The 20,568-nt window shown below is 74.8% G+C and carries 8 protein-coding genes; all 8 read left to right on the forward strand.

What is annotated here, in order from left to right; all coding sequences use genetic code 11:
• Positions 1–130 precede the first annotated feature (130 nt).
• Genes ACLQ20_RS13605 through ACLQ20_RS13640 form a run of 8 tightly spaced genes read left to right on the forward strand, consistent with a single transcriptional unit; the run spans position 131 to position 20,188 of the window.
• Positions 131–3,418 carry a non-ribosomal peptide synthetase gene (locus ACLQ20_RS13605; protein WP_425855758.1) on the forward strand — a complete coding sequence of 1,096 codons (3,288 nt, stop codon included), beginning with the start codon at positions 131–133 and terminating at the stop codon, positions 3,416–3,418.
• Positions 3,419–3,456: 38 nt separating this feature from the next.
• Positions 3,457–9,996: an amino acid adenylation domain-containing protein gene (locus ACLQ20_RS13610; protein WP_425855760.1), complete on the forward strand. Its 6,540-nt coding sequence runs from the start codon at positions 3,457–3,459 to the stop codon at positions 9,994–9,996.
• Positions 9,993–12,458, forward strand: a complete 2,466-nt coding sequence (locus ACLQ20_RS13615; protein WP_425855762.1) for a beta-ketoacyl synthase N-terminal-like domain-containing protein — start codon at positions 9,993–9,995, stop codon at positions 12,456–12,458. Before ACLQ20_RS13610 ends, ACLQ20_RS13615 begins: the two co-directional genes overlap by 4 nt.
• A gap of 4 nt (positions 12,459–12,462) precedes the next feature.
• Positions 12,463–13,482 carry an LLM class flavin-dependent oxidoreductase gene (locus ACLQ20_RS13620; protein WP_425855763.1) on the forward strand — a complete coding sequence of 340 codons (1,020 nt, stop codon included), beginning with the start codon at positions 12,463–12,465 and terminating at the stop codon, positions 13,480–13,482.
• On the forward strand, positions 13,479–15,074 hold the full coding sequence (locus ACLQ20_RS13625) for an MBL fold metallo-hydrolase (RefSeq protein WP_132239868.1): 1,596 nt from the start codon (positions 13,479–13,481) through the stop codon (positions 15,072–15,074). The genes ACLQ20_RS13620 and ACLQ20_RS13625 overlap by 4 nt, the downstream gene beginning before the upstream one ends.
• Positions 15,071–18,661, forward strand: coding sequence for a CocE/NonD family hydrolase (locus ACLQ20_RS13630; RefSeq protein WP_425855766.1), 3,591 nt, complete (start codon positions 15,071–15,073; stop codon positions 18,659–18,661). The genes ACLQ20_RS13625 and ACLQ20_RS13630 overlap by 4 nt, the downstream gene beginning before the upstream one ends.
• Positions 18,658–19,959 (forward strand): aspartate aminotransferase family protein, encoded by a 1,302-nt coding sequence (locus tag ACLQ20_RS13635; protein WP_151457308.1) that lies wholly within the window; start codon positions 18,658–18,660, stop codon positions 19,957–19,959. Before ACLQ20_RS13630 ends, ACLQ20_RS13635 begins: the two co-directional genes overlap by 4 nt.
• Positions 19,960–19,975: 16 nt before the next feature.
• Positions 19,976–20,188: an MbtH family protein gene (locus ACLQ20_RS13640; protein ID WP_370519008.1), complete on the forward strand. Its 213-nt coding sequence runs from the start codon at positions 19,976–19,978 to the stop codon at positions 20,186–20,188.
• The last annotated feature ends 380 nt before the right edge of the window (positions 20,189–20,568 follow it).

Genomic DNA, 20,568 nt, shown 5'->3' on the forward strand with positions numbered 1-20,568 from the left:
TTCCTCCTGCTGACTAAGCGCTCAGTGAGCCTGGTAGAGATCGAGGATCGGCACCCGCATCGGTGCGACGCTCGCATCCGGTGGAGGCCCCGGACCGCGGACCGGATCACCGACGGACAACGGAGGACCAGTGGGACGGCAGGAGCATCCGGTCGCGAGTGACGTCACGCAACGCGTGGCGCGGCTGTCCAGTTCGGCGCGGGCGCTGCTCGACGAGCGGCTGCGCGCCAGCCGCTCCGATCCGGCACCCGCCAGCGCCGCCATCCCCCGCCTGGACGCCGCCGAGGCACCCCTGTCCTTCGCGCAGGAGCGGCTCTGGTTCATCGAACGGCTGGAGGACGACGCCGTCCACCACAACGACGCCACGCTGCTGATCCTGACCGGCTCGCTCGACCAGGTCGCGCTGCGCCGGAGCATCGAGGAGGTCGTCCGCCGGCACGAGATCCTGCGTACCGCCTTCCGCCAGCTCGGCGAGCGGGTCGTACAGGCCGTCACGCCGCCCGCCCCGCTGAGCATCGACGTGGTCGACCTGCCCGGCGCCACCGCGCACCCCGACGACGCCGTGCTGCGGGCCGCCGTCGAGCGGGAGATGCGGGTCCCGCTCGACCTGGCCGCCGGCCAGAGCATGCGGACGGTGCTCTACCGGATCGCCCCCGACGTGCACGTGCTCGGGGTCACCGTGCACCACCTCGTCTGCGACCTGTGGTCGTTCACCATCTTCTGCCGCGAGCTGGCCGCCACGTACGCCGCGTTCGCCGCCGGCGCGACGCCGGACCTGCCCGAGCTGCCGATCCAGTACGCCGACTACGCCGCCTGGCAGCGCACCGCGGTCGGCGAGGAGCGGATGGCGGCCCACCTGCGCGAGCGCGTCGACGAGCTGGCCGGCGTGCCGCCCCTGCTCGCCCTGCCCACCAAGGGCCCGCGGCCGGCGGTCCAGCAGTTCGTCGGCGCGTCCGAGTGGTTCCGGCTCGGCGCCGCCGACGCGGACCGGATCCGCGCCCTCGGACAGCGTCAGGGGGCCACCACCTACATGACCCTGCTCGCCGCCTTCACCGTGCTGCTCGCCCGGCACAGCGGGCAGCGGGACATGGTCGTCGCCAGCCCCATCGCGACGCGGGAACAGCACGAGCTGGAGCACCTCATCGGCTGCTTCCTGAACATGATCGTGGTACGCGCCGACCTGTCCGGCGAACCGACCTTCGCCGAGCTGGTGGGCCGGGTCAAGGCAGCCTCGCTGAACGCGTTCCGGCACCGCGACGTGCCGTTCGAGCGGCTCGTCGGCGCGTTGCAGCCGGAGCGCAGCCGCAGCCACCAGCCGCTCGCGCAGGTCGCCTTCGTGCTCCAGAACGTGCCCACCAGCCGGCTGGACCTGCCCGAGCTGCGGGTCGACGTGCACCAGATGGAGACCGGCCGGTCCCGGATGGACCTGACGGTGAAGATCACCGAGACGGCTGACGGACTGGTGGGCGAGTTCGAGTACGACACCAGCCTCTTCACCGGCGAGTCCGTACGCGACATGGCCCGGCAGTTCGAGCTCCTGCTCGTCGAGGCGGTGCGGGAGCCCGACACGAGCGTGTGGCGGCTGCCGATGCTCGACGCCGGGCAGCGCCACCGGATCCTGCACGAGTGGAACGACACCGCCGTCGACCTCGGCCCCGAGGCGCTCGTCCACCGCCTCGTCGAGGCGCAGGCGCGGCGTACGCCGGACGCGGTGGCGGTCGTCGAGGGCAACGTCCGCACGACGTACCGCGAACTCGACGAACGGGCCAACCGCCTGGCGCACCACCTGCGCGACCTCGGCGTCGGCGTGGAGGACCCGGTGGCGGTGTGCCTGCCCCGCTGCGCCGCCGAGGTGGTGGCGATCCTGGCGGTGCTGAAGGCCGGCGGCTACCACCTGCCGGTCAACCCGCGCGACCCGCAGGCCCGCCGGGACGCGCTGCTCGGGCAGGTCCGCCCGGCGGTCGCGATCTCCGCCGGGGACCTGTGCGACGAGGTGTGGAGCCCCGGCCGGCGGATCATCGACCTGGACGGCGAGTCGTCGTTGACCGCCACGTGTCCCGCCACCGACCCCGCCGTGCCGCTGCACCCGGACAACCTGGCCTACACGCTGTTCACCTCCGGCTCCACCGGGCAGCCCAAGGGCGTGCAGGTCACCCACCGCGGGTTCACCAACCGGATGCTGTGGGCACAGCGCAACTTCCCGCTCGACCCGCACGACCGGGTGCTGCGCAAGGCGGCCTGCACCTTCGACGTCTCCCTGGACGAGCTGTTCCGGGCCCTGTTCAACGGCGCGGCCAGCGTGCTGATGCCCGAGACGGCGACCTTCGACCCGCGCCGGCTGGCGGCGGTGATCGCCCAGCACGGGGTGACCGACGCCGACTTCGCGCCGACCGCCCTGCGCGAGGTGCTGCTCACCGCCGACGCCGCGGACCTGAAGTCGCTGCGGCGGATCGTGTCGGGCGTGGAGGAACTCACCCCCGAGACGCAACGGCTGGTCTTCGACCGGCTCGACGTCACCATGTTCAACCTGTACGGCCCGACCGAGGTGTCGGTCTCCTGCACCGCCTGGCCGTGCGACCCCGACGACGAGCGGCCCTTCGTCCCGATCGGCCGGCCGATGGCCAACGTGCGGGTGTACGTGCTGGACGAGGCGATGCAGCCCGTACCGCCGGGCGTGGCGGGGGAGGTGTACGTCGGCGGCGCCGGGCTGGCCCGGGGCTACCTCGACAACTCCGCCCTGACCGCGGAGCGGTTCCTGCCCGACCCGTTCGCCGAGGCGCCCGGCGCCCGCGTCTACCGCACCGGCGACCTGGCCCGGTTCGGGCCGGACGGCGTCCTGGAGTTCCTCGGCCGGGGCGACGGGCAGCTGAACCTGCGCGGCTACCGCATCGAGCCGGGCGAGGTGGAGTCCGCGCTGCGCCGCCACCCGGCGGTGCGCGAGGCCGCCGTCGTCGTACGCCGGGACCCGCCCGGCAGGGACGCCCGGCTGGTCGGCTACGTCGTCGGCGACGACCTGCCGGGCAACGCGGACCTGCGCGCCCACCTGCGCCGGCGGCTGCCGGACTACCTGGTGCCGGCCGCCTTCGTCAGCCTGCCCCGGCTGCCGCTGACCAACCACGGGAAGCTCGACGTCGCGGCGCTGCCACCGCCGGGGCAGGACGAGCCCGGCGCCGCCGGGGCCGACGGGCCGCGTGACGAGCGCGAGCGGGTGCTCCTGGAGATCTGGTGCGACGTGCTCGGACGCGAGGGCATCGGCATCCACGACGACTTCTTCGACCTCGGCGGGGACTCCCTCACGGCCACCCGGATCGTGGCCCTGGCCAGCGCGAAGCTGGGGGCGGACGTCGAGGTGGCGGTCATCTTCGACGCGCCGACGGTCGCGGAGCTGGCCGCCCGGCTCGCCCCCGGGCAGCCGTGACCCCCGGTCCGACCCCTGTGCATCGAGTGGAGAGCCAGATGACCGAGCACACCGGCGCCCTGATCCACGAGGCGACCGACGTCGTCAACCTGGGCGCCGCCCTGTCGCACCAGGCGCGGGTCCAGCCCGACAGCCCCGCCCTGCACCTGGTGGCGGAGGACGGCTCCACCGAGACGGTGGACTACGCGACGCTCGACGCCCGGGCCCGCCGGGTCGGCGCGGCCCTGGCCGGGCACTGCCGTCCCGGTGACCGGGTGCTGATGCTCGTCGGGGCGGGTGTCGACTTCCTCGCCGGCTTCTTCGGCTGCCTCTACGCCGGCACCGTGCCGGTGCCGCTGGCCGCCCGGCTCAACCGGGCCAGCGCCCCGGTCGTCGGGCGGATCCTCGACGACGCGCAGGCCACCGCGGTGCTGGCGGCCCGCGCGGTCACGAGCGCCGTGGACCTGACCACGCTCATGCCCGGTCGCCGGCTGCCGGTGCTGGAGCTGGAGTCCCTCGACGCCGCGCCCGCCGGCTGGCAGCCGGCGGTGGCCGAGGGCGGGCTGGCGTTCCTCCAGTACACCTCGGGCACCACCAGCACCCCCAAGGGCGTGATGGTCAGCCACGCGAACCTGCTGGAGAACCTGCGGGCCATCCGCCGCTCCTTCGCCTTCGACGACGCGACGGTGATGGCCTCCTGGCTGCCGCCGCACCACGACATGGGGCTGATCGGCACCCTGCTCACCCCCGTCTACCTCGGGGTGCCGACGGTGCTGATGGACCCGGCGACGTTCATCCGCACCCCGGTGCGGTGGCTCCAGGCGATCAGCCGGTACCGGGCCACCATCAGCGGCGGGCCCAACTTCGCCTACGACCTGTGCGTGCGCAAGGTCGCCGAGGCCGACCGTGCCGCCCTGGACCTCAGCTCCTGGCGGGTGGCGTTCAACGGCGCCGAGCCCGTACGCGCGGCGACCCTGCGCGCCTTCGCCGCGGCGTTCGCCCCGCACGGTTTCGACGAGCGGGCCTTCCTGCCCTGCTACGGACTGGCCGAGGCGACGCTGCTGGTCGCCGGGCGGGCGCGGGCGCAGCGGCCCGTCGTGACCACGGTGGCCGACCCGGACCCCGCCGGACCCGCCCACCGCCCCGGCACGGAGGTGGTCGGCTGCGAGATCCTGCCCGAGGCGGAGGTCCGGATCGTCGACCCGACCGGCCACCCCGTCCCCGACGGCACGGCCGGCGAGATCTGGGTCCGGGGCGGCAGCGTCGTCGACGGGTACTGGAACCGGCCGGAGGAGTCCGCGCGGACCCTGCACGCCACCCTCGGCGGCGACGACGGCCCCTACCTGCGCACCGGCGACCTCGGCTTCCGCCAGGACGGCCACCTGTACGTCCGCGGCCGGATCAAGGAGACCGTGGTCATCCGCGGCCAGAACCACTATCCGGACGACATCGAGCAGACCGTCCGCGCCGCCTGCCCCCGCCTCGGCGGGCGGATCGCCGCGTTCGGTGTGGACGTCGCCGACGACGGCCACGGCGTCGGCGAGGCCGTGGTCCTGTGGTACGAGACCCGCTCCGACCGGGCGTCGGACGAGGCACCGGCCATCGCCGAGGCGGCCCGCCGGGCCGTGGTGACCGTCCACGGCCTGGACCTGCACCGGGTACTGGCCGTACCGCCCGGCACCATCCCCGTCACCACCAGCGGCAAGACCCGTCGCGGCGACTGCGCGCGGGCGTACGCGGCGGGCAGCGCCACGATCGTCGCGGACGACCCCCTGCGCCCGGCGGCGCGCCCCGCCCCGGCCGCCGCGCCGGCGCAGGCGCAGCGACTGCGCGCCCTGGCCGGCGGGCTGCTCGACGTCGACCCGGAGCGGATCGACCCGGACCGTTCCCTGCCGGAGCTCGGGTTCGACTCGCTGCGGGCCGTGGAGCTGCAACACCTGATCGAGGGGGAGTGGGGCGTCCGCCCGGCCCTGACCGACCTGCTGGGCGACAGCACGGTGGCCGAACTGGCCGCCGCGCTGCCGTCCGCGCCCGCGCCGGCCGACCCGCCGGCCACCCCGGCCGCCGCCGACGGGCCCTACCCGCTGTCGTACGGCCAGCGGGCGATCTGGTTCCAGGGCGCCCTCGCCGAGGACCCGGCCAACCTCAACCTGTGCCGCGCGGTGACCGTCGACGGCGAACTGGACGCCGCGGCGCTGGCCCGCGCCGTGCGCGACCTCGGCGTGCGGCACCCGGCCCTGCTCACCCGCTACGACGACGCCGGCGCCGAGGTGACCCAGCGGGTGGCCGACGACGCCGAGGTCACGCTGGAGGTGCGCGACGCGGCGGGCTGGCCGGCGGGCCGGCTCGACGAGGAGATCGAGGCGGAACTCGGGGTCGGCTTCGCCGGCCCGCCCCTGCTGCGGGCCGTGCTGTTCCGGCACGCGGCGGACCGCCACACGCTGCTGCTCTGCACCCACCACAGCGTCATGGACGTGTGGTCGTTGGCGGTGCTGGTCGAGGACCTGGCGACCGGCTACGGCCGGCGCGCCGCCGGGGACGACGCGGCGCCGCCCGCACCCGCCGCCCACCCGGCCGAGTTCGTGGCCTGGCAGCGGTCCTTCCTGGACGGCCCGGCCGGCCGGGAGCTGACCGCGACGTGCCAGGCCCAGGTCGCCGACCTCGTGCCGTTGGACCTGCCGACCGACCGGCCCCGCCCGTCGGTGCGCACCTTCCGGGGCGCCGCCCACGCGTTCCGGCTCGACGCCGACCTGTGCGCCGGGATCGACGCGCTCGCCGCCGCGCAAGGGATCAGCCGCACCGCCGTGCTCTTCGCCGGCTACGCGGCGGTGCTGTCGCGCTACGCCGGCCAGGCGACGTTCCCGCTCGGCTTCGTGCACGCCGGCCGGGTCCGCGGCCGCTTCGCCGACCTGGTCGCCTACCTGGTCAACCCGCTGCCGGTGTCGGTGGACCTGTCCGCCGACCCGGAGTTCGGCGCCCTGGCCCGGGCGGCCCACGACGCGGTGCTGGCCGCCTCCGATCGCGCCGAGGTGCCGTTCGGGCGGATCGTCGAGGGGCTCGGGCAGGCCGCCGACGCCAGCCGCGGCGCGCTGCTCAGCGCGGCCTTCGCCTACCAGCACGGGCGCGGCACCGACCGGCTCGGCCTCACGCCGATGGTGCTGAACCACGAGGGGGCACTGGGTGACTGGGCCGGGCTGCGGGTGCGCAGCCGGCCGGTACGGCAGCGGGCCACCTACTACGACCTCTCCCTCTACCTGGGCGAGCACGACGGCGAACTGCTGGGCACCTTCGACTACAGCACCGACCTGTTCGACGCCGACACCATGGGCGTGCTGGCCGAGGCGCTGACCGCGCTGCTGTCCGCGGCCGTCGCGGCGCCGGCGACCCCCGTCGGCGCCCTGCCGCTGCTCGGCGCCGAGCGCCACCGGCAGGTGCTGGTGGAGTGGAACGACACCACGGCCGACTACGACACCGACCGGTGCGCGCCGGAGATCGTGGCCGAGCAGGCCCGCCGGACCCCGGACGCGCCGGCCGCCATCGACGGCACCACCCGGCTCACCTACGCCGAGCTCAACGCGGCGGCGAACCGGCTGGCCCACCGGCTGATCGGGCTGGGCGCCGGCCGGGGCACCCGGGTCGGCCTGCTGGTGCCCCGCTCCACGGTCAGCCTCACCGCCGTGCTGGCGATCCTCAAGACCGGCGCCGCCTACGTGCCGCTCGACCCGTCGTACCCGGTGGAGCGGCTGCGGTTCATGCTCGCCGACTCCGGGGCCCGGCTGCTCGTCGCCGCCCCCGGCGCGGCCGTCGGACTCCCGGACGTCGAGGTGGTCGACCCGGCCGAGGAGTCCCTCGCGGCCGAGGACGACCGCGATCCGCTGCCGACGGCCCACCCCGACGACGTGGCCTACGTCGTCTACACCTCCGGCTCCACCGGCACCCCGCAGGGCGTACTCGGCCTGCACCGGGGCATCGTCAACCGGCAACGGTGGATCATGGACCGCTTCCCGATGGGGCCGGACGAGGTGGGCAGCCACAAGACCTCGCTGAGCTTCTTCGACTCCGGCGGCGAGATGTTCCTGCCGCTCTTCGCCGGCGCCCCGGTCGTCGTGGTGCCCGAGGACGTCGGACGCGACCCGGTACGCCTGGTCGACCTGCTCGCCCGGCACCGGGTCACCCGCCTGGTGGCCGTACCGTCGTTGCTGCGGGCCATCCTCGACGGCGTCGCCGACGTCGGCGGACGCCTGTCGGCGCTGCGCTACTGCCACTCCAGCGGGGAGGCGCTCACCGCCGACCTGGCCGCGCGGTGGCTGGCGGCCCTGCCCGGCTGCGTCCTGGTCGACCTCTACGGCTCGTCGGAGATCTCCGCCGACGTGACCCTGGACGTGGTCACCGGACCGGAGCGGGTCGGCAGCGTCGGGCGGCCCGTCGGCAACACCCGGATCTACGTCCTGGACGAGGCCATGCGGCCGGTGCCGCCCCGCTTCGCCGGTGAGGTCTACGTCGGCGGGGCCGGCCTGGCCCGTGGCTACCTCGACCAACCGGCGTTGACCGCGACGCGGTTCGTTCCCGACCCGTACGGCGACGGCGGGCGGCTGTTCCGCACCGGTGACCGGGGCCGGTTCAGCCACGACGGGCGGCTGGAGTTCCTGGGCCGGGCCGACCACCAGGTGAAGGTCCGCGGCTTCCGGATCGAGCTGGGCGAGATCGAGGCGACGCTGCGGGCCCACCCCGGGGTGGCCGCCGCCGTGGCCGCGCTCGCCCAGGCGCCGGGCGGCGGCGAGCAGCGGATCGTCGCGGCGGTCGTGCCCCGGCAGCGCAGCGGGTCGTCCGCGCCGGCCGGAGCCGACCCGGGCGGGGCGCCGGCCACCACCCGGGTGTCGGACTGGCGGCTGCTCTACGACCGGATGTACACCGAGGCCGGTCCCGCCGAGGAGGCCCAGCAGGCGATCTGGACCAGTAGCTACACGGGCGCGCCGTTCACCGACGTCGAGATGGGCGAGTGGATCGACCAGGCGGTCCGGCGGATCCGGGAGCTGCGTCCCCGCCGGCTGCTGGAACTCGGCTGCGGCACGGGCAACCTGACCCTGGCGTTGGCGCCGGACTGCGAGGCGTACGTCGGCACCGACTTCTCCGCCGCCGGCCTGAAGGTGCTCGAACAGCGGCTCGACGCCGAGGGGGTGGACCGGGACACGGTCACGCTGCTGCTGCGGGAGGCCGACGACGTCACCGGCATCGAGGCCGGCAGCTTCGACACCGTGGTGCTGCACTCGGTGACCCAGTACTTCCCCCACCACGACTACCTGCGCGGGGTGCTGCGCGCGGCGGTCACCGCGGCCTCGCCCGGCGGGCGGATCTACCTCGGCGACGTACGCGACCTCGACCTGCTGGAGGTGTTCCACGCCTCGGTGGAGCTGGGCGCCGAGCCGGAAGCCGGCCTGACCGTCGCCGAGCTGCGCCGCCGCGTCGCCGCCCGGGTGCTCGCCGACGACGAGCTGGTGCTGGCCCCCGACCTGTTCCTCACCGCGCCGGACTGGCTGCCGGGGGTGACCGGGGTGGAGCTGCACCTCAAGCGCGGCCGGCAGGCCAACGAGTTGAGCGCGTTCCGCTATGACGTCGTCCTGCACGTGGGCGCCGCCCCCGACGGCGACGCCGCCGAGCCGGTCGAGCCGGTGCGGCTGGACTGGACGCGCGACGGGCTGGACGTCGCCCGGCTGCGGAGCCTGCTGCGCGGCAACCGCAACCGGCCGGTGGAGGTGCGCGACGTGCCGAACGCGCGGCTCGTCACGGTCGCCGGCCCCGTACGCCGGCTGGCCGGTCTCGCCGACGCCGACCCGGTGACCCGCCCGACCGGCGAGCTGCCGCCCGGGGTCGACCCGGAGGACTGCTGGAGCATCGGCGAGGCGCTGGGCCGACGGACCGCCGTGGTGCCGTCGACCGCGCGCGACCCGTACACGATGGACCTGCGGTTCTGGCCCGCCGCCCGACCGGACGACACGGTCGGCTGGACCCCGCCGCGGGCCCGGCGCGCCGACTGGCCGGAGCTGGCCAACGACCCGCTGGGCGCCACCGCGCGGCGGGACCTGCTGCACGACCTGCGCACCCACCTGCGGCAGCGGCTGCCGGAGTTCATGGTGCCGCTGCTGCACCTGGTCGACGAGCTGCCCACCACGGCGACCGGCAAGGTGAGCCGGCGCGCCGTCGCGGCCGAGGCCACCGAGGCGCTGGCCCGGCTGGGCGCGGGCGCCACGGCCCGGCCGCTCGCCCCGGCGGCCGGCGGGCTCCAGGCCCAGGTCACCGAGATCTGGCTGGACGTCCTCGGCGTCGGCGCCGTCGGGCTCGACGACAACTTCTTCGACGTCGGCGGCAACTCGCTGAGCCTGGTCCAGGTGCACATCCGGATCCAGGAACTCCTCGGCCGGCAGTTCCCGCTTGTCGACCTGTACGAGCACACCACCGTGCGCAAGCTCGCCGAGCACCTCGGCGAGCCCGCGCGCCCGGCGACGGACCCGCCCGTCGACCCGGGGCCCGACCGCAACGAGCAGGTGGCGAACCGCCGCCGGTTGATGCGCCAGCGTATTCAGGAAGTGGGAAGTCGATGAGCAGCGAGATGGACATCGCCGTCGTGGGGATGAGCGGACGGTTTCCGGGCGCGGCGAACGTCGCCGAGTTCTGGGAGCTGCTCCGCGACGGCGTCGACGCCGGCCGCGAGCTGACCGCCGCCGAGCTGGACGCCGTCCCGGCCGAGGAACGCGCCGACCCGGCGTACGTGCCGGTGTGGTCGGGCATCGAGGGCGCCGACCGGTTCGACGCCCAGTTCTTCGGCTATTCGCCGACGGACGCGACGCTGATCGACCCGCAGCACCGGATCCTGCTGGAGTGCGCCTGGGAGGCGCTGGAGGACGCCGGCTACGACAGCCGCCGCTTCCCCGGCGACATCGCCGTGTACGCCGGCTGCGGCCTGAACCAGTACCTGCTCTACCACCTGCTGCCCCAGCAGGAGCTGGTCGACTCCGCCGGCCGGCTGGGCATGGCCGTCGCCAGCGACAAGGACAACCTGGCCACCCGCATCTCGTACAAGCTCGACCTGACCGGGCCCAGCATGACGGTGCAGACCAACTGCTCCTCGGCCCTGGTCGGGCTGCACCATGCCATCAGCAGCCTGCTCGACTACCAGTGCGACATGGCGATCGTGGGCGCGGTCAGCGTCAAGAACCCGGTGCCCCGCGGCTACCGGCACGAGGCCGACGGCATCAACTCGCCCGACGGCCGCTGCCGGGCCTTCGACGCCGAGGCCGCCGGCTACCACCTGGGCGACGGCGCCGGCGTGGTGGTGCTGCGCCGCCGGGAGGACGCCGAGGACGCCGGCGACCGGATCTACGCCCTGGTCAAGGGCTCGGCGGTGAACAACGACGGCGCCGGCAAGGTCAGCTTCGTGGCGCCCGGCCGGTCGGGCCAGGTGCGGGTGATCCGCCGGGCGCTGCGGGTCGCCGACGTCGAGGCGGACTCCATCCAGTACGTCGAGGCCAACGGCAGCGGCACCCTGATGGGCGACTCGATCGAGGTGTCCGCCCTGGAGGAGGCGTACGGCGCCGCCGGCGCTTCGGGCGCCGGTTGGGCGATCGGCTCGGTCAAGCCGAACGTCGGCAACCTCGACACCGCCTCCGGCGTGACCTCGCTGATCAAGGCGGTCCTCGCCGTCCACCACGGTGAGCTGCCGCCGTCGATCCACTTCCGCAAGCCCAACCCGCAGACCTCGCTCGACCGGGGACCGTTCCGCGTCAACGACATGCTGCGGGACTGGCCCGAGGTCACCGGGCCGCGCCGGGCGGCGGTCAGCTCGTTCGGCGTCGGCGGCACCAACGCGCACGTCATCCTCGAACAGGCGCCGCCGCCCGCGCCGCCGGGGCCGAACCCGCCGGCCGTGCTGCTCGCCGTCTCCGCGGCCGGCGGCGAGGCGCTGGCCGCCGCCGCCAACCGGCTCGCCGAGCACCTCGGGCGTCACCCGGAGCAGGCCCTCGCCGACGTCGCCTACACCAGCCAGGTCGGCCGTCGCGCGTTGCGCCACCGGGCCTTCGTGGTGGCGACCGACGCCGGGCAGGCGGCCCGCGCGCTGTCCGCCGTCGGCGCGGGCGAGGCGTCGCCGGAGACCGCCACGGTGGCGTACGCGTTCCCCGCCACCTGCCCCGACCTGACCGCGCTGTGCGACGCCCTGCCCCGGCTGCGGGCGGAGGTCGACCGGGTGGCCGGTGAGCTGGGCGTCGACCCGGCTGCCGGCGGGCCGGGCTCCGACGCGGCCACCGTCACCGGGCAGCTCGCGCTCGCCCGGCTGCTGGGCGCCTGCGGCGTGTCCCCGGTCGCCGCCCACGGCGAGGGTCCGGGCGCCGTGACGGCCGCCGTCGTCGACGGCCGCTGGACGGTGGCGGAGGCCGGGCGCGCCCTGCGCGCCGGCAGCCACCCGCCGGCGCCGGCCGGGACGCCGGCCGAGGCCGACCTGACGCTGGCCGTCGGCCCGGCCGAGGCGTCGACGCTGGCCCTGACCGACGAGGCCGGGAGCCTCCGTGGGCTGCTCGACGCGCTCGGCGAGCTGTGGCGCCGGGGCGTCGAGGTGGACTGGGCCGCCCTGCACGAGGGCGCGTCGCGGCGTCGCGTCGGCCTGCCGACGTACCCGTTCCAGCGGACGCGGCACTGGGTCGACCCGGTGGCCGTGGCGCCCGTGACCGGCCCGACGCCGACGGCCCCGGCCGCCGACGCCCAGCCCGCCGCCGACGCCCAGCCGGCCGCCGGCTCGGTCCTGGAGGAGGCGGTGGCCGCCGTGTGGCGCCGCCGGCTCGGGGTGGACCGGATCGGGTTGCACGACTCGCTGCTGATGCTCGGCGCGGACTCGCTCAGCGCCGCCCGGACGCTGCGGGACCTCGCCCAGGCCTTCCACGTCGACCTGCAACTCGGCGTGTTCCTGCAGACCCCCACCGTCGCCGCGCTCGCCGAGGTGATCGACGGCAAGCTGCGCGAGGCGCAGGAGATCCGGGCCGCGCTCGCCGCGGTCTCCGAAGAGGGAGCGTGAGGCCGTGCCCGACGTCAGCTTCATCACCGTGGTGCCCCGGGTCCGGGACCTGACCGCGTACGCGGACACGGCGATGTCCGTCATCCGCCGCACCGACGCGGCGGACCTCGACGGGGTGCTCATCTTCACCGGCAGCGGCGCGGTGCTCGACCCCTGGGTCCTGGCGACCGCCGCGGCGGCCGGCACCACCCGGCTCAGCCCGCTGGTCGCGGTGAACCCCGTCTACCAGCACCCGTTCACCGCGGCCCGGATGGTCGCCTCGCTCGGCCTGCTCTACCAGCGGCGGATCGACCTCAACCTGATCACCGGCACCGCCGTGAGCGACCTGGACGCGCTCGGCGACCGGCTGGACCACGACGACCGGTACGCGCGCCTCGCCGAGTACGTCGAGATCATGATGGGGGTGCTGGGCAGCCGCCGTCCGTTCAGCTTCGACGGGCGGTTCTACCAGGTGTCCCGGTTGCAGCTCACCCCCGGCCTTCCCGCGCACCTGCTGCCGCGGCTGTTCGTCGCCGGGCAGTCCCCGGCCGCCCGGCAGGTGGCCGAGCGGGTGGGCGCCACCAGCATCCAGATGCTCACGGCGGCCCGGCCCGACGCCGACGGGGCACCGGGCGCGCTGAACTTCGGGCTGCTGACCCGGGCGACGGCGGAGGAGACCGAGCGGGTCGCCGAGGCACGCTTCCCGGAGGATCCGGACGGTGCGAAGATCACCGCGATCACCATGGCCAACACCGACTCCGTCTGGAAGCAGCGGCTCTTCGCCGAGGCGGAGGCCGGCCACGGCGCCGTCACCGTCGACCCGGCGTACCGGCTCGCGCCGTTCCGCTCCGGCCAGGCGGACGGGCCGTACCTGGTGGCCGACCACGCCGGCGCCGTCGAGCGACTGCTGGCGATGATCCGGGCCGGCGTACGCACCTTCGTGCTGGACACCCCCACCGACGACGAAGACTTCCACCACCTCGCACAGGTCGTCCGGACCGTCCGGGACCGACTGCGTACGGACTCCACCGAGGGAGCGCGATGAACCAGCCCTTCGCCAGCCACGACCTGGTGCACGCCCGCCCCAACCTGGCGCTGGAACCGCTCATCCACCGGTACTACGCCTGGCTGAACCTGGTGTCGCCGGTGCCGGCGGCGATGAACTTCGCCAAGCTGCACGTGCCGCTGCTGCGCTCGTTCCTCGACGCGCCCGCGCTGCACCGCCGCTCCGCCCGGGACCCGAAGCTGCGCGGCGGCATGTTCGTCGACCTCGAGGACGACCAGCTCGACGGGGTGTCCGACCTGGCGGCCCGGCTCGCCGACGGACCCATGCCGGAGCTGTCGGCGGCGATGGACGAGCTGACGGTCAACCTGGAGAAGCTCGCCGACGGGTTCGACCTGACGCCCCGCTACGGCGAGATCCCGCCGGCCCTGCGCGGCTACGTCGAGCTGGTCTACGACCTCAACGACCACGCCCGGATCCGGCTCGCCGAGCGGATGCTCTACCGGTCGCGGCACTTCGACGAGACCGCCCACTCGGTGGACCTGTCGCTGGCCACCGGCGACGAGCGGCCCTTCGCGATGACCACCCCGCGGTTCCCCGGCAACGGGCACGTGCAGGCCACCATGCCGCTGCGGGACCCCCGCATCGACCTGCTCTTCTCCACCATGACCACGGCCCGGCCCTTCGGCGAGCTGCGGGAGGCGTTCGACGTCTCCGACGCCGACCTGGCGACCTTCAGCGGGTTGTTCTCCGCCGAGCCGGGCGGGAGCCCGGACCGCAACCTGGACGGCCCGGGGCTGCGGGTGCGCTACTTCGGGCACGCCTGCGTGGTGGTGCAGTCCGGCCCGGTCACCGTGATGACCGACCCGTTCCTGTCCGACGCCCTCGGCGACGGCGACCGGTACGCCTACGCCGACCTGCCCGACGTCATCGACTACGTGCTGATCACGCACGGGCACCAGGACCACCTCGAACTGGCCTCCCTGCTGAAGCTGCGGCACCGCATCGGCACGGTGGTGGTGCCGAAGACCGCCGCCGGGGCGTTGCAGGACCCGTCGCTGCGGCTGTGCCTGGAGGCGCTCGGCTTCCCCAACGTGGTCGACGTGGAGCCGGGCGAGACCATCGAGCTGCCCGACGGGCAGATCGTGGTGTGCCCGTTCGTCGGCGAACACTGCGACCTCGACATCGCCGCGAAGGTCACCTACTCGGTGCGTACCGGCGGGAAGAACCTCTACTTCGGCGCGGACAACCGCTGCGTCGACCCGGCCCTGTTCGGCCACATCCACGACATGATCGGCGACGTCGACATGGCGTTCCTCGGCATGGAGTGCGACGGCGCCCCGCTGTCCTGGATGTACGGTCCGCTCTTCTCCCGCCGCATCGACCAGAAGATGAGCCGCAGCCGCAAGCTCAACGGCTCCGACGCCGTCGAGGCGATGGGCATCGTGCGGCGGCTGCGGGCCCGGCAGGCGTACGTGTACGCGATGGGCCGCGAGCCGTGGCTGGTGTTCGTCATGGCGACGAACTACACCGACGAGTCGTACCAGCTCAAGCAGATGGCGGAGTTCTTCCAGCGCTGCGCCGACGTCGGGGTGCCGGCGCGGGAACTCTACGGACGGGCCGACCTGGCATGAGCCCCACCTGGACCTGCCGTTCGCAGTACGTGGCCACCCGCGACGGGACCCGGCTGGCGGCGTACGTCTTCCGGCCGGTCGGCCAGCGCGACCCCGCGCCCGCCGTCTGGGCCCACGACCGCTACCACCAGGTGTCGCCGCGCCCCGGGCGCGACGACTTCCTGGCGGTGGTACGCGCCGAACTGGCGGACGTCGACCTCACCGACATCGACGACCTCGGCGTGGCCGAGGTGGCCCCCGGGGAGGTGACGCTGCGGGCCTTCCCGGTCGCGCAGCGCCTGCTGGCCCGCGGCTACGTCGTGGTGGTGGTGGACAGCCGGGGCAGCGGCGCGTCGTTCGGCACCAGCGACGGCCCGTTCTCCACGGTCGAGGCGACCGACACGTACGACGTCACCGAGTGGATCGCCGCCCAGCCCTGGTGCGACGGCCGGGTGGGCATGTTCGGCCGCTCCTACCTCGGGGTCTCGCAGTACCTCGCGGCGAGCACCGCCCCGCCGCACCTGGCGGCGATCTTCCCGCAGATGGCGCTGTTCGACCTGCACCGCTTCGCCTGGGACGGCGGGGTGTTCCGGGACGACTTCGCCCGCGCCTGGGGCGAGGACGTGCGCGAACTCGACCTGCGTGGCCCCGTCGCGCCCCTCGACGACGACCCCGACGGCCTCCTGCTGACCGCCGCCCGCGAGCAGCACGTGGCGAACCGGGACGTCCGGACGATGTTCGCCGGCCTGCCCGGGCGCGAGTCACGGCTGGCCGACACCGGCGAGGCGGCGTACCTGACCCGCAGCCCGTCGGCGCTGCTGGAGGCGATCAACGCCTCCGGGGTCGCCGTCTACCACCTGGGCGGCTGGCACGACGTCTGGGCGCGCGACGCGACCGAGTGGGCCCGCCGGCTGACCGTGCCGCACCGGGTCGTCATCGGCCCGTGGCCGCACACCGGCGGGGTGCTGGGCGGCGCCGGCTACAACCTGGCCGACGAGCACGTGCGATGGTTCGACCACTGGCTGCGGGGCCGGGACACCGGGATCATGGACGGCCCAGCCGTCCGGTACCACGTGCTGGGCGCCGACGCGTGGCGTACCGCCCGGTCCTGGCCGCCGGAGCCGGCGACGACCGGCACCTGGCACCTTGGCCCGGCCGGCGAGCTGGGACCGGAACCCCGGGCCGGCGAGGCCCGGCGGTACGAGGTCGACTACGCCACCACGTCCGGCAAGACCAGCCGGTGGGCCAGCGGCTACGGCTCGCCCTTCCAGCGGCCGGACCTGACCGACAACGACACCCGGGCGCTGTGCTGGACCTCCGACCCGCTGACCGAGGCGGTCGAGCTGGTCGGCGCCCCGGTGCTGCGCCTGGCGGCCCGGGTCACCGACGGCCCGGCGGACGTCTTCGCCTACCTGGAGTCGGTCGCCCCCGACGGCACCTCCCTGTACGTCACCGAGGGCTGCGGCCAGGTCGACGGCGCTCCCGGCGACTCCCGCCTGGAGATCGAGCTGCACCCGATCGCGTACCGGTTCGCGGCGGGCGACCGGGTCCGGCTGGCGGTCACCGGGGCGGACGCGGACAACGCGCTGACCGTGCCCCGGGACGTCGCGCCGGTGCTGACGGTGCGCCACGACGCCGACGCCGCCCCGACGCTGGAGCTGCCCCGCGCGGCAACCCTCGAACGGCCCGACGCCGACGACGTCACGGCCCCGCTCTCCGTGGCGCAGCGGGCGATCTGGCTGGCCGAGCAGGCCGGCACGAGCGGAGCGGCGTACCACCTCGACGCGGCGGTCGAGCTGACCGGACCGGTGGACGCCGCCGCGCTGCACGCGGCGGTCGACGAGATCGTTCGCCGGCACGAGGCGCTGCGGACCACCATCGTCGAGGTCGACGAGGAACCGGTCCAGCGCATCCACCCGGCGGCGCCGCTCACGATCGCCCGCCTCGACCTCAGCGACGCGCCGGCCGACGGCTGGGCGGGCGACGAGCGGGTGACCGGGTTCCGCGACCGCCGGTGGGACCTCGCCCGGGAGTGGCCGATCCGGGTCGCGACCGTGCAGCTGCCCGCCGGCCGGACGGCGTTGCTGCTGGTGGTGCACCACGTCGCCGCCGACCCGACGGCGGCGGAGATCTTCTTCGCGGAGCTGGCCCGGCTCTACCCCTCGTACGCGCGGGGGGAGCCGCTCCGGCTGCCGGACGTGCCGTGCCGGTACGCGGACGTGGCCCGCCGCCAGCAGGCCGAACTCGCCGGGCCGGGCGCGGCCGACCAGCTCGCCCGGTGGCGGCGCTACCTGGACGGCGCTCCGCAGGTGATCACCCTGCCGACGGACCGGCCCCGACCGCCGGTCCTGGACCACCGGGGCGGGTCGGTGCGCTTCACCGTCGACGACGACCTCGCCGCCCGGCTGGTGGCGGCGGCCGCCGCCGCGCGGACCAGCCCGTTCACCCTGCTCACCGCCGCGTTCGCCCGCACCCTGAACGCGTACGGCGCGGGCGACGACCTGCTCATCGGCACGCCGAGCCTGCAACGCGACGACGAGTCGACCCGCGACCTGATCGGCTGCCTGGTCAACCTGCTGCCGCTGCGGATCCGGGTCGACCGGGACGCCACCGTGGCCCAGTTCCTGCACGACGTACGCGGCAGCGTGCTGACCGCGCTGGAGTTGCGCCGGGTGCCCTTCGACACGCTGGTCGGCGAGCTGCGCCCGCGCCGGGACCCGGCGGTCTCCGCGCTGGTGCAGGTCTGCGTCCGGTACGGCCGGGCGGTGCCGGACCGGTTCCGGCTCGGCGCGGTCGAGGCGCTGCGGTTGGAACCGCCGGAGTGGACCTCGGCGAAGTACGACCTGGCGCTGGCGGTGAACCAGGTCGGCGAGGACCGGATGGTGGGCAGCCTCGACTTCCGGCTCGCCCTGTTCGACCGGGCCACCGTCCAGCGGATCCTGGACTCGATGCTGACCGTGCTCGACCAGCTCGTCGCCGACCAGGAGCGGCCTGTGGGGGAGCTGTCCGCCATGCCCCGCCGGGAGCTGCGGGCCGTGCTCGACGGCTGGAACCCGGCGCGGCTGCCGGACGCGCTGGTCGGCCAGGACGACCTGCCGGCCGTGGCCCGCTGCTACGTCCTCGACGACCGCGCGCGGCCCGTGCCGGTGAACACCCCGGGGCGGCTGTGGGTCAGCGGCGCCGGCGAGGTCGACGACCCGTACGCCGGCACGCCGGGCGCGCGGATGCGGGACACCGGGGCCACCGTGCGGTGGACCACGGCTGGACGGTTGGAACTGGTGCCCGCCGCCCCCGGGCGGCCGACCGCCCCGCCGGAGGCCGCCCCGGACCCGGCGCAGCCGACCGCCGCGCCGTCCGGCCCGGCGACCGACGACGGCCGCTCCGAGGTGCTGGACCAGCTCGGGCAGATCTGGGCCGCCCTGCTCAAGGTCGACGGCGTCGAGCCCGGGGACGACTTCTTCGACCTGGGCGGCGACTCGCTCTTCGCGATCCGCCTGATCAGCCGGATCCGCAAGGCGTACCAGGTCCGGCTCTCCCTGCAGGACGTGTTCGCGGCGCCGACGCTGGCCGAGCAGGTCGACCTGGTCCGCGAACGGCAGGCGTCGTGACCGGGCCGGTCTTCTACCCCTGGTCCGCGCAGGAGGAGATCGATCCGGTCCGCGTGGCCGGCGGCGCGGGCAGCTGGTTCTGGGACGAGCAGGGCAACCGGTGGCTCGACCTGCACGCCCAGATGGGCAACCTGCACCTGGGCCACCAGCACCCGGCCCTGGTGGCGGCGCTGCGCGAGCAGGCCGGACGGATGTGCACGATCGCGCCGTCGTTCGCCGTCGACGTCCGCGACGAGGCGGCCCGGGCGATCGTCGAGGTGGCACCGGGGGACCTGGAGACGGTCCTGTTCACCACCGGCGGCGCGGAGGCCGTGGAGCACGCGGTGCGGATGGCGCGGGTGGTGACGGGGCGGCCGAAGGTGCTCGCCGCCTACCGGTCCTACCACGGGGCGACGGCGGGGGCGCTGGCGTTGACCGGTGACCCCCGGCGCTGGCCGGTGGACACGGCCAGCGGCGGCGCCGTGCACTTCACGGGCCCGTACCCGTACCGCAGCGAGTTCCACGCCGAGAACGCCGCGCAGGAGGGCGAACGGGCGCTGGAGCACCTGCGCCGGCTCGTCGGGTACGAGGGCCCGGACACGATCGCCGCGATCCTCGTCGAGCCGGTGGTCGGCAGCAACGGCGTGCTGGTGCCGCCGGACGGCTACCTGGCCGGCGTCCGCCGGCTCTGCGACGAGCACGGCATCCTGCTGATCGCCGACGAGGTGATGACCGGCTTCGGCCGGTGCGGCAGGTGGTTCGCCGGCGACCTCTGGGACGTGGTGCCCGACCTGATGACCTTCGCCAAGGGGGTCAACTCCGGCTACGTGCCGGTGGGCGGGGTGCTGCTGTCCCGCGCGGTGGCGGCCCACTTCGCGCACCGCCGCTACCCCGGCGGGCTCACCTACTCCGGGCACCCGCTGGCCTGCGCCTCCATCGTGGCGGCGCTGCGGGTGCTGCGGGAGGAGAACCTGGTCGACCGGGCGGCCGCACTCGGCCGCGACGTGGTGGGCCCGGCGCTGGCCGAGCTGGCCGAGCGCCACCCGATCGTCGGCGACGTCCGCGGCGTCGGCCTGGCCTGGGCCGTCGAGCTGGTCCGGGACCGCGCGACCCGCGAGCCGCTGGCGCCGTACGCGGCCCCGGGGACGCTGGCGCCCGAGATGGCCGCCGTCCTGGCGGCGTGCAAGCGCCACGGCGTCTGGCCGCTGGCGGCGGGCAACCGGCTGCACCTGTTCCCTCCGTTGACCATCACGGCGGAGGAGTTGACCGCCGGGATCGCCGGGATCGACCGGGCCCTGACCGAGGTGTCCGAGCTGTGAGGAGAAGAAGATGACGGTGGAGCAGACGGAGACGGCCGACATCTGCCGGGTCGTGGTCAACGACGAGGAGCAGTACTCGATCTGGCCGGACGGGCGGGAGATCCCGGCGGGCTGGCGGGAGGAGGGCTTCGTCGGGCCGCGCGCCCGGTGCCTGGAGCACATCGACTCGGTGTGGACGGACATGCGCCCGCTGAGCCTGCGCCGGGCGATGGCGGGCGAGGCAGGGTAGGAGACGTCAGGGTCCCGGCCGCGCGGCGCGCGTCGTCCGGTCGGGCCCGCCTCCCGTCCGTACCACGATTACTTCCCGCGAGCGGAAAGCGGCGGGCGGTAATTGTGTGCGTGGGTCCTGCTTATCGCAGGAAGAACTTCGGGTTGCGGAGCCGGGACAGAGATATTAACGTCTATCCACAGTGGACCCCGGCGGTTCCGGATGGGAGTCAAGATGCGTGCTCACTGCTACACGGCAACGACTCTGGTGGACATCGACCTCGTGGTTCGGCCCCGCAAGAGCCGGCTCGCCTGACAGCTGGAAAACAGGAGACCGCGGTCTCCGAGGCAATTCTGGTACGACCCTCTGAAATGCGTCTTCCGGAACGTCGGTAGGCGATC

The sequence above is a fragment of the Micromonospora sp. DT46 genome, from assembly GCF_049841735.1.
GTDB classification, from domain to species: domain Bacteria; phylum Actinomycetota; class Actinomycetes; order Mycobacteriales; family Micromonosporaceae; genus Micromonospora; species Micromonospora reichwaldensis.

Excerpts from the sequence above, each read along its gene's own strand:
- ACLQ20_RS13610 (WP_425855760.1), top strand. The coding sequence starts at position 3,457 with ATGACCGAGCACACCGGCGCCCTGATCCACGAGGCGACCGACGTCGTC.
- ACLQ20_RS13615 (WP_425855762.1), top strand. The coding sequence starts at position 9,993 with ATGAGCAGCGAGATGGACATCGCCGTCGTGGGGATGAGCGGACGGTTT.
- ACLQ20_RS13625 (WP_132239868.1), top strand. The coding sequence starts at position 13,479 with ATGAACCAGCCCTTCGCCAGCCACGACCTGGTGCACGCCCGCCCCAAC.
- ACLQ20_RS13630 (WP_425855766.1), top strand. The coding sequence starts at position 15,071 with ATGAGCCCCACCTGGACCTGCCGTTCGCAGTACGTGGCCACCCGCGAC.